This is a genomic window from Steroidobacter sp. (assembly GCF_016790065.1).
Lineage (GTDB): Bacteria > Pseudomonadota > Gammaproteobacteria > Steroidobacterales > Steroidobacteraceae > Steroidobacter.
Genome location: NZ_JAEUPY010000392.1, coordinates 1 through 10,359, shown reverse-complemented (window position 1 = coordinate 10,359; position 10,359 = coordinate 1). Strand labels below are relative to the sequence as shown.

The 10,359-nt window shown below is 60.9% G+C and carries 10 protein-coding genes; all 10 read left to right on the top strand.

What is annotated here, in order from left to right:
* The coding region (locus JNL55_RS16290) for a sensor histidine kinase (protein WP_322111036.1) at positions 1-430 on the top strand (430 nt) is incomplete at its 5' end.
* Positions 427-1,206, top strand: a complete 780-nt coding sequence (locus JNL55_RS16285) for a LytR/AlgR family response regulator transcription factor (RefSeq protein ID WP_293855620.1) — start codon at positions 427-429, stop codon at positions 1,204-1,206. The genes JNL55_RS16290 and JNL55_RS16285, both read left to right, overlap by 4 nt.
* 251 nt (positions 1,207-1,457) lie before the next feature.
* Positions 1,458-2,381, top strand: a complete 924-nt coding sequence (locus tag JNL55_RS16280; RefSeq protein WP_293855617.1) for a hypothetical protein — start codon at positions 1,458-1,460, stop codon at positions 2,379-2,381.
* A 90-nt stretch (positions 2,382-2,471) separates the two neighbouring features.
* Positions 2,472-3,419, top strand: a complete 948-nt coding sequence (locus JNL55_RS16275) for an ornithine cyclodeaminase family protein (RefSeq protein ID WP_293855614.1) — start codon at positions 2,472-2,474, stop codon at positions 3,417-3,419.
* Between the two features lie 94 nt (positions 3,420-3,513).
* Positions 3,514-4,980 carry a serine hydrolase domain-containing protein gene (locus tag JNL55_RS16270; RefSeq protein WP_293855611.1) on the top strand — a complete coding sequence of 489 codons (1,467 nt, stop codon included), beginning with the start codon at positions 3,514-3,516 and terminating at the stop codon, positions 4,978-4,980.
* A gap of 116 nt (positions 4,981-5,096) precedes the next feature.
* The gene (locus tag JNL55_RS16265) at positions 5,097-6,563 is read left to right on the top strand and encodes a serine hydrolase domain-containing protein (RefSeq protein ID WP_293855608.1); all 1,467 of its coding nucleotides are present in this window, start codon (positions 5,097-5,099) and stop codon (positions 6,561-6,563) included.
* 147 nt (positions 6,564-6,710) lie between these two features.
* Complete coding sequence (locus JNL55_RS16260; RefSeq protein ID WP_293855605.1) at positions 6,711-8,237, top strand: serine hydrolase domain-containing protein; 1,527 nt, start codon at positions 6,711-6,713, stop codon at positions 8,235-8,237.
* A 57-nt stretch (positions 8,238-8,294) separates the two neighbouring features.
* Complete coding sequence (locus tag JNL55_RS16255; RefSeq protein WP_293855602.1) at positions 8,295-8,822, top strand: RNA polymerase sigma factor; 528 nt, start codon at positions 8,295-8,297, stop codon at positions 8,820-8,822.
* Positions 8,823-8,825: 3 nt separating this feature from the next.
* The gene (locus JNL55_RS16250; protein ID WP_293855599.1) at positions 8,826-9,836 is read left to right on the top strand and encodes a FecR family protein; all 1,011 of its coding nucleotides are present in this window, start codon (positions 8,826-8,828) and stop codon (positions 9,834-9,836) included.
* A 110-nt stretch (positions 9,837-9,946) separates the two neighbouring features.
* Positions 9,947-10,359 (top strand): STN domain-containing protein (locus JNL55_RS16245; RefSeq protein WP_293855595.1); only part of this gene is annotated, 413 nt, incomplete at its 3' end.

The following is a 10,359-nucleotide window of genomic DNA, read 5'->3' as shown; positions in this document are numbered from 1 at the left end:
TTCGCCAGATACGACGTTGGATCAGGAGTTGGAGCTGGCGCGTGCGTACATCGAGCTGATGCAGATGCGCATGCCGGATCGATTGCAGTTCGCTTTGCGCATCGATCCGGCGGCAGCCAAGCTGCACTGTCCGCCGATGACGCTGCTCACGTTGGTTGAGAACGCCGTCCAGCATGGCATCGACCCGAGCGAAGCAGGCGGACGAATCGATGTCGACGTGTCGATGCGCGATGGTCGATGTTGGGTTCGCGTCGCTGATACCGGCGTTGGTTTGAAAGCGCAGAACAGTGGGCTCGGCACTGGGCTTTCCACGTTGCGTGAGCGAATGCAGCTGGCTTTCGGCGGTGATGCTCAGTTGAGTTTGACGGAGATCGAACCGCACGGCGTGAGTGTCGAGTTGAGCTTTCCGGCGCGGCACGTTGCTGTATGAGCGCACCGACTGCACTCATCGCCGATGACGAACCGCTGCTTCGCGAAGCGTTGGAAGGGATGCTTTCGCAAGTTTGGCCGCAGCTGCAGGTCGTGGCGCGAGCTCGCAATGGGCGTGAGGCCATCGAACTGTTCGAGACCCATCAGCCGGATGTTTGTTTTCTGGACGTGCAGATGCCGGGCAAGACCGGTGTGGAAGCGGCTCAGCATATCGGTCGTCGTGCCCACTTGGTTTTCGTCACAGCCTTCGATCACTACGCAGTGCAGGCGTTTGCACAAGGCGTGCTCGATTATTTAGTGAAGCCTGTCGAGCCTGCGCGGCTGGCGGAGACTGTTTCACGTCTGCAAGAGCGATTGCGCGAGTCGCAGCCGGCGATGAACACCGAAGCCTTGTTACAGCAGCTTGCTGCGAGCCTGGAGAAACACAAAGGTGCCGAGACGCTGCGCTGGGTGCGAGCTTCGGTGGGTCAGACCGTTCGGCTGATTGCAGTGGACGATATCGACTACTTACGCTCGGAAGAAAAGTACACGCGGGTGGCGTGGCGCGATGATTCAGGCGAGCCGCGTGACGCAGTGATTCGCACGCCGCTCAAAGAATTGATCACGCAGCTGGACTCAACGCAGTTCGCACAAGTGCATCGCTCTGTCGTCGTCAACCTGCGAGCGGTCAGCCACGTCACACGCGGCCAAAACGAAACTGCCGAGGTTCACTTGAAAGGCCGCGAAGAAACGCTCCCCGTCAGTCGAAATTATTTACACCTGTTCCGGCAAATGTGATTTCCAGCGCTTCCCGACAGTAGCGGCGCGTTACTCATAGAGTGGAATTTGGAGCGCTGGCGGCCGTGTTTGGGGCAAAACACGTGTTAATTGCTTAGGGCTGACGGCATCACCTGACGCTTTCATCCTTGTGGTGTTTGCATATTGATCACTCAACAGGGATGCACTTTAGTGCTGCCATGCAATCATTACTGTGGGCGACGGAAATGCCACTCACATTACGCGCGGCGAAAGACACATCAACTAAGACCATGTTGAGCCAGCCGGCCAGGCGCTTGCCCATCGGCCCGGACTGGTTGTATGAACCCTGCCTCGATGGCATCCGAGTGGTCATCATCAAGCGGGGCGCTTCGGTCACGTTATGTTCTGCCGAAGAACGGCAGCCGGAGCGCAGATTTCCCTTCTTATTAGAGGCGGCGGCCAAGATCCCTGTTGACGACGCAATAATAGACGGGGCGGTGGTGGAGCCGACCATTGCCAGGGCCGTGCCGAGTGTCAGGTACTACGCATTCGATTTGATGCGCCTCGAGGGGCGCGATCTCCGTGGTCAACGGTTGATGAATCGCCGCGAGGCGTTACGGACCGTCATTTCAAATAGCGGCCTGTTTCTAGCCGAGGAGCTGACCAGCAATCCTCGGCGGGCCGTGGAGCAGGCGATGCTCTGGGGCTTTCCTGGCGTGGTGGCCAAGCGGCGCGACTCGGCGTACCGAAGTGGTGCACGCTCGCAGGACTGGCAGGAGTATCGGCCGCCGCGGCAGCTCGAATTCGTGGTCGGCGGCTACAAGCCGGCGGGCCCTGACAGCGTCGCGGCGTTGCTGGTGGGCTGTGTCGACGGTCCAGTGATTTTGTATTCGGGACTGGTGCATCAGGGCATCGTCGGCGCGTCGCGGCTGAGCTTGAAGGAAGCGTTGGCGCCGCTGGAGACGGCCCGCTCGCCTTTCATCAATTTATGGGGCGAGCATGAGTTCAGTCGCACCGGGCCCAAGCGCCGGGAGGCTGCCGATGTGATCTGGTTGCGGCCGACATTGAAAGCACTGCTGCGAGTGGCCGAATGGACGCCACATCAGCTGTTGAAGGCGCCCACTTTGGTCGAACTCCGAACGCGCACGGCCACTCCGTCTGAAGGCACAGCGCTGTCAATGTCGGCCCTGATGCACACAAATAATTCATTCTGAGCGGGCAGCGCCCCGCCGCGCCTTGGATGTCCGGCGCGCGCCGTATACAATTTTCGGCCTCGTTTCCCAGGCAGCGGCGCAATCCTCAGTATGAGAATCATCGATGCTCAGAGCGTCCAGCGCGCGCTGACCTTTCCTGCCTTGGTGGCGACCTTGCGCCAGACGTTCGCCGGCCCCGGCGCCAGCCCACGGCGCAACATCTATCGGCTCTCAGAGAACCCTGCCAAGAAAGATTCGTTCGCGGTGTTGCCGGCGTGGAACGATGAGCTGATCAGCGTCAAAGTGTTCACTTATCTGCCCGACGCTCCGGCGCCGGGATTTCCGCCGCTGCACTCGAATGTGATGGTGTTCGATCGGCGCACCGGCGCACCCACGGCCGTGCTCGACGGGCCGAGCATCACGAACTGGCGAACGGCAGCCATCGCCGCGCTGGCTGCGGACTATCTGGCGCGACCCGATGCCAAGCGACTGCTGTTTTGTGGCACCGGCAGCCTGGCACCGCTCACCGTGTTGGCGCATGCGTCGGTACGCGACTATGAGCACATCGCTGTTTGGGGTCGCAATCCAGACAAGGCTCAGCAGACCGTCGAGTTGGTGAAGCAGCAGCGGCCGGAACTCAATGTGGTCGTGGTCGACGATCTGGAGCGCGCCGCTCGAGCTGCGGATGTCATTAGTTGCGCAACCGCTGCCAAGAAGCCATTGATCCTCGGCGACTGGGTCAAGCCCGGCACGCACACCGATTTCTCCGGCAACCACGAAGTCGATGCCCGCGAATGCGACAGCGACCTGGTGGCCAACGCGCGCGTTTATGTGGATAGTCGAGCCAACGTGCTCAACGAAGCGGGCGAGATTCTGATTCCGATGCGAGAAGGGCGCTTCGGCGAGGATCACCTGGTCGGCGAGCTGGCGCAGTTGTGTCGTGGCGAAGTGCCGGGACGGCGCAACGAGAGCGAAGTGACGTTGTTCAAATCGGTCGGCACCGCACTGAGCGATCTCGCCGCCGCCAGCCTGGTGCTACGGACCTTACCTGCTGCCTGAGGCAGCTTTCGGTGATTTCACAGATGCCCGATCGGTGCAGCGTCTAAAAACTCGACCTGCTGTGCCCGCCGGGCCTTTAGATCCAGGACCAAGAATGATTGAGTTGAACAAAGTCCGGCCGGCAGCGGCCGTGCTGTTACTGGCCATGGCCGTGCCTGCGTTGGCGGCCGACCGCTTCGAAGAGATCCGCAGCTACATCAAGGACCAGATGGTCGCCGAGTCGGTGCCGTCCATTTCGGTGGCGGTGGCCAAAGACGGCAAGATCATTTGGGAAGAGTCGTTCGGCTGGGCGGATCGCGAAAAGCGCGTCGCCGCTACGCCGCACACCATGTACTCGCTGGCCTCGATCTCCAAGCCCATCACCACCACCGGCCTGATGACGCTGGTGCAGGCGGGCAAGGTGGACTTGGACAAGCCCATCAACGACTACCTGGGCAACGTCAAGCTGCGTGCTCGAGTTGGCGATGCCAAGGACGCGACGGTGCGTCGAGTTGCCAATCACACGTCGGGCCTGCCGTTGTACGTTCAGTTCTTCTACGCCGACGAGCCCTACTCGCGGCCGTCGATGGACGAGACCATTCTTCGTTACGGCAACCTGGTCAATGCACCGGGTGAGGCCTTCGTCTATTCGAACCTGGGCTTCGGCGTGCTCGACTACGTGATCTCTCGCGTGTCGGGCATGAGCTATCCCGACTTCATGCGTCGCGAAGTGTTTCTGCCGTTGGGTATGACGCGCACTTCAGTGGACATCGGCCCGGGCATGGAGGAGTTCACGGCGACTCGTTACGGCGTGGATGGCCTGCCGATTCCGTTCTACGACTTCGACCATCCGGGCGCTTCGGCGGTGTACTCCAGCGCGCACGATCTGGTGCGCTTCGGCATGTTTCATATGAAGGCGCACTTGAAGGATCAAAAACCGATCCTGAGCGATGCGTCCATCGATGAGATGCACCAGCGCACGGCGGGCGTGCCAAGCTACGGTTACGGCGTCGGCTTTTTCGTGAACACCAAGAATAACTATGACATGGTCGGGCATTCCGGCGGCATGGGTGGCGTGCACACTCAGCTGCAGATGTATCCGAGCGATAAGTTGGTCGTCGTGGTGCTCGCCAATTCCGCCACGCGCTTGCCGACTCAGGCTGCCGATCGGATCGCCAACAAGATGCTGGCGAAGTGGCCGGTGACGCCCGAGAGCAAGCGTCAGCCGCCGGAGCCGTTCAAGGTGACCGACAGCTTGTTGGGCACTTGGAAGGGCACGCTGGCCAACTATGTCAAGGACGTGCCGGTGGAGCTGACGTTCCTGGCGAGCGGCGACGTGCGCGCCAAGTTCGGCGATCAGATGAGCACGCTGGTGAACGAGCCCAGCTTCAAGGACGGTGTGTTCAGCGGCCAGGTGCTGGGGAAGATCGGCACGCCTGACACGGAACGCTATCCATATACGATTGGTCTGACCATGCGATTGCGCGGTGACGTGCTCAACGGTGACGCTGACGCGTTTGGCCTGCGCGACCAGCGCCCGCGTAATGCGCTGTCGCATTGGATCGAACTGAAGAAGCAATAGGTTTGCGAGTTTTTGGCCCTAGCTTGTTCTAGGTGGTTTCACAGATGTCCGGTCGGCACAGCGTCGAAACACTCGGCCTGCTGTGCCCACCGGGTGCGTCAATTCCAGGACAAAGAATGATTCAGATGCAGAAAGTCCGGCCGGCAGTGACCGTGCTGTTGTTGGCTGTGGCCGCGCCCTCGTTGGCGGCCGATCGCTTCGAAGAAATTCGCAGCTACATCAAAGCGCAGATGGTCGCCGAGTCGGTGCCGTCCATTTCCGTGGCAGTGGCCAAAGACGGCAAGATTCTCTGGGAAGAATCCTTCGGTTGGGCGGATCGCGAAAAGCGCATCGAAGCCACGCCGCACACCATGTACTCGCTGGCTTCCATTTCCAAGCCCATCACCACCACCGGCTTGATGACGCTGGTGCAGGCGGGCAAGGTCGACTTGGACAAGCCCATCAACGATTACTTGGGCAATGCCAAGCTGCGCGCGCGCGTCGGCGATGCCAAGGATGCAACCGTGCGTCGGGTTGCCAATCACACCGCCGGCCTGCCGACCTACTATCAGTTCTTCTACGCCGACGAGCCGTACTCGCGTCCGTCGATGGACGAGACCATTCTTCGCTACGGCAATCTGGTCACGGCACCGGGCGAAACTTATGAATATTCGAACCTCGGCTTCGGCGTGCTCGACTATGTGATCTCGCGCGTGTCGGGCATGAGCTATCCCGAGTTCATGCGTCGCGAAGTGTTCCTGCCGCTGGGTCTGACGCGCACCTCGGTCGACATCGGCCCGGGCCTCGAAGATTTTGCCGCCACTCGTTATGGCACGGACGGTTTGCCGATTCCGTTCTATGACTTCGATCATCCGGGCGCGTCGGCGATTTTCTCCAGCGCCCACGATCTGGTGCGCTTCGGCATGTTTCATTTGAAGGCGCACCTGAAGGAGCAGAAGCCCATCCTGAGCGATGCCTCCATCGACGAGATGCACAAGCGCACCGCCGGCACGCCGGAGAATGGTTACAGCATCGGCTTCGCCAACAGCACCAAGAACAACTATGAGATCGTGGCGCATTCCGGCGGCATGGGTGGCGTGCACACTCAGATGCAGCTGTATCCGAGCGACAAGCTGGTGATCGTGGTGCTCGCCAACTCCGCGACGCGCTTGCCGAGCCAGGCGGCCGACCGTATCGCTAACAAGATGCTGGCCAAGTGGCCGTTGTCGCCGGAGCGCAAGTGGCCGGATCCGGAGCCGTTCAAGCCTACCGACAGCTTGTTGGGCACTTGGAAGGGCACGCTGTCCACTTACGTCAAGGACGTGCCGGTGGAACTGCGCTTCCTGCCGAGCGGCGATGTGCATGCCAAGTTCGGCGATCAGTTGACCACGCTGGTCAACCGGCCCAACTTCAAGGACGGCGTGTTCACCGGCAATCTGGTGGCACGTATCGGCACGCCCGATACCGAACGCAATCCTTATACCGTTGGCTTGCAGCTGCGCCTGCGCGGCGACGTGCTCAACGGCGACGCTGCTGCCGAAGGTGACCGCTCGACGCGTGTTCGTAACGCACTGGCGCATTGGATCGAACTGAAGAAACAGTAAGCAGTTCACTTCGATGCAGCAACGAAGAGCGGCGCCCCTGGCCGCTCTTCGTCGTTGCTACGACGGTGATTTCACGGAGGCGCAGCTCCCGCGCCTCGGTTATTCATTCGCGCCCTGTGGAATGAGTAATGCCGGTAGGGGAGTGACATGGGTTCGACGTCGATTCGGTTGAGCTGGGTGGCGATAGCGGCGGTCAGTGCATTTGCCGCGCCCGTGCTGGCTCAGCCCGCGCCCGAGCAGCTGCGTTCGCATCGCGAGGCGGTGCTCGAACATCTGCGCAAGAAGGATGTTCCTTCGGCCTCCATCGCGGTCTGGCAAGACGGCCAGATTATTTGGGAAGAAGGCTTCGGTTGGGCGGATCGCGCCAAGCGCATGCCGGCCACCGAGCACACCATGTACATGCTCGCATCGCTGTCCAAGACGCTGACCGCCACCGCGATGATGACCTTGGTGCAGGCGGGCAAGGTCGATCTGGACAAGCCGGTCAACGATTATCTGGGCGACGACAAGATCCGTTCCTACGTCGGCAATCCCAAAGACATCACCGTGCGCAACGTCGCCAACCATACCTCGGGCCTGCCGGGCAGCGATCAATGGTTCTATGGCGATGAAATGTCGCAGACGCCTGCTTTCAGCCAGACCATTCATCGCTACGGTTTTGCCTTCACGGCGCCGGGCGAACGCTATCGTTATTCCAACCTCGGCTACGGCGTGCTCGGTCATTTGCTCGGCAAAGTGTCCGGTGTGAGCTATGGCGACTTCATGCAACAGGCGTTGTTTACTCCGCTCGGCATGACGCACTCGGCACTCGACATCACACCGGGCTTCGAGCAACTCAAGGCGCAACGCTACAACTTTCGTAATCAGCCGATCCCGAACTATCTGTCGGCCGAACCAGCGTCGGCGACGCTGTATTCGAGCGCGCACGATCTGGCTCGCTTCGGCATGTTCATTCTGAAGAATCGTTTGCCGGATCAGCGGTCGGTGCTGACCGATGCCAACATCGATGCGATGACGCGCGATGCACCCAAGACCTCGGCAACGGCGGCGTACGGCGTGGGTTGGGTGGTGAACCAGCTTGGTGGCTATCGCGCGATTTCTCACTCCGGCTCGGCGTCGGGCGTGAGTTCGAATTTCATTCTGCTGCCCGAACGCAACATGGGCATCGTGATGTTGGCGAATATCGATGGTGGCGTCTCCACGGAAATCCAACGCCAGGTGCTCAAGACGTTGTCGCCTGGCTGGAAAGAGCCCGCTGCGCAGTCATCGACTGCGGCCGCGAACGACAGCTTCAAACCCAAGGCGGATCTGATCGGTCGCTGGGAAGGTAAGGTACATACCTACGAGGGCGATCAGCCCATGCAGTTGACAGTGCAAGCGGACGGCGACGTGCACATTCGCATCGGCGGCGAGCCCAAGTTCGCGAATCGCAGTGTCGTGCAGCTCGACACATTGTTGAATGGAGTGAGTTTCAAGGACGGCCAGCTCACGGGTAAGGCCTTGAGTCAGATAGAAACATCCGACACGGCTCGACATCCGCACACGGTTTCGCTGGAGCTCACGCTGCGCGGCCAGGTGCTCAACGGCTCGACCAGTGCCACGTCCATCTTCGACGGGCTGTGGATCTATGGCCTGCCGCACTGGACCGAGCTGAAAAAAGTCGCGAGCAGATGAATGACTCGCGCGCTACACTTCAACGAGCTTGCCTCCCGGGGAGGTTCGGGAAGTTCGATGGCGGATGGATCGACCAAGCGCTCGGTCGCCGATCTGTATCGTGAGTATCGCGCCGAGTTGTGTCGTTATGTGACCAAGACCTTCGGTCGGGGCCCTCCCGAACCCGAGGATGTGGTGCACACAGCGTTTTTGCGATACGCCGCCCTGGCGGACCCGGCGGCGGTCGCGGATCCCCGTGCTTTTCTTTACAGAACCGCGCATAACGTCGCGATCGATCATTTCCGGCGCGAGACCACGCGGCATCGTATCGATGCTCCGGAAGCGGCCAACGCACTTATTTTGGACGAACTCGATGGCGAGCGCGTCTTACTGGTGCAGGAGCGTCACCAGGTGCTCCATGACGTGATTCTTTCCATGGACCAGGCGCGCCGCGATCTGCTCATCATGAATCGCATCCATGAACTGTCGTTCGCGGAGATTGCCCGGCGCACGGGCATGTCCCAGACCCAGGTCAAGCGCCTGGTGGCGGACGCCATCGTCGAATGTAACGAGGCGCTCGAGCGCGCCTTCGATGGCACGGACTGAGCCATGAGTCACGCCCAAGCACGCATTCCTAAAGATATTTATCGAGTCGCCAGCGACTGGCTGGTGCGCCGTTCGGAAGGCGCGCTGCCGGAAACCGAAGAGCGCGAATATCAGCAGTGGCTGACGGCGAGCCCGTTGCATGCGGCTGCGTTCGAGAAACTCGCTGGTGTGTGGGGCGAAGTCGGTGAGATGAAAGATCTCGCCGCAGTCACGCCGTTGGCTCCAGCACGCACGGCCAAGCCGCCGGTGTGGCAACGACCGATGGCTTTGGCCGCAGCGTTAGCGATTGCCACCGTCGGTGCGGTGTTCGGCATCGTCAAGCTGTCGGCGCCGGAGCGCATCGAAACCCAACTCGCTGAAGTTCGCGAGGTGACACTGCCCGACGGCAGCAAGGTCACGCTCGGTGCCAAGACTCAAATCGACGTCGATTTCAGCAAGGACCGCCGCAACGTGACGCTGGCCAACGGCGAAGCGTTCTTCGACGTGGCTCACGATACTTCGCGGCCGTTCTTTGTCGCCGCCGGCAACACTCAGATCCGAGTCGTGGGCACGCGTTTCGATGTGCGGCGAGGGCTGAGCGACACCAGCGTGTCGGTGGTGCAGGGAATCGTGGCGGTCAGCGAACAGGTCGAGTCGGTGGATGAACCGCTGGCGCGTGGCACGCTCACTGCCGGTCAACGCATCGAAGTGGCAGCGCGCACCCCGACTGCGAAACGTTCGCCTGAAACAAATCGATCTGGAGCCATCGCGACGGTGCCCACTGAACGGGTCGGCGCGTGGCGTTATGGACGCTTGGAGTACGAAGATCGCCGACTCGCCGAAATGCTGGCCGACGTGCAGCGCTACTACAAGCCGGGCATGGAATTGGCGACGCCCGAGCTGGGCGATCTGCTGGTGACCGCGGCCTTCCGCGTCGATGAGATTTCACAAATTGCCGTGGCGCTGGAGCAGGCGCTGCCCATCAAAGCAGTACAGAGCGCCGACGGACACATCGTGCTGTACCCACGGCGCTGAACTTTTTTTGGACGATCCGCCAGCGCCACCCGTCTCAAGTGGGAAAGCGGCGCCATGCCCTGGCCAGGCACCGACCGCTCGACCTACAACGAGAGAGCAGGAAGGGTGTCATGTCCAAATCCGTATCGTTTCTATGTACGACCGCTGCCATCGCCATGGCCGCGTGCAGTTTCGTAGTTACTTCCACTAGTTACGCACAAGGCGCCGAGCAGCGCTTCGATATCGCCGAGCAGTCGCTGTCCAAGGCGCTGCTGGAATTGTCCCGTCAGTCCGGCGTCAACATCGTCGTCGATCCCAACATCGTGGCCGGTAAACGTGCGCCTGCCCTGGTCGGCGGTCGCTCGGTCGATGAAGCACTGGCCAAACTGCTCGAAGGCAGCGGTCTGGTAGCAGAGCGTTCCTCGGACAACACCGTCGTCGTCAAGGAACAACCCCAGCGTCACACCGATGCGCTGGAGACGGTCAATGTGTTCGGCACCACCATCGAAGATCCGATTCTGAGCTCGCGCACCGGCGACACGCT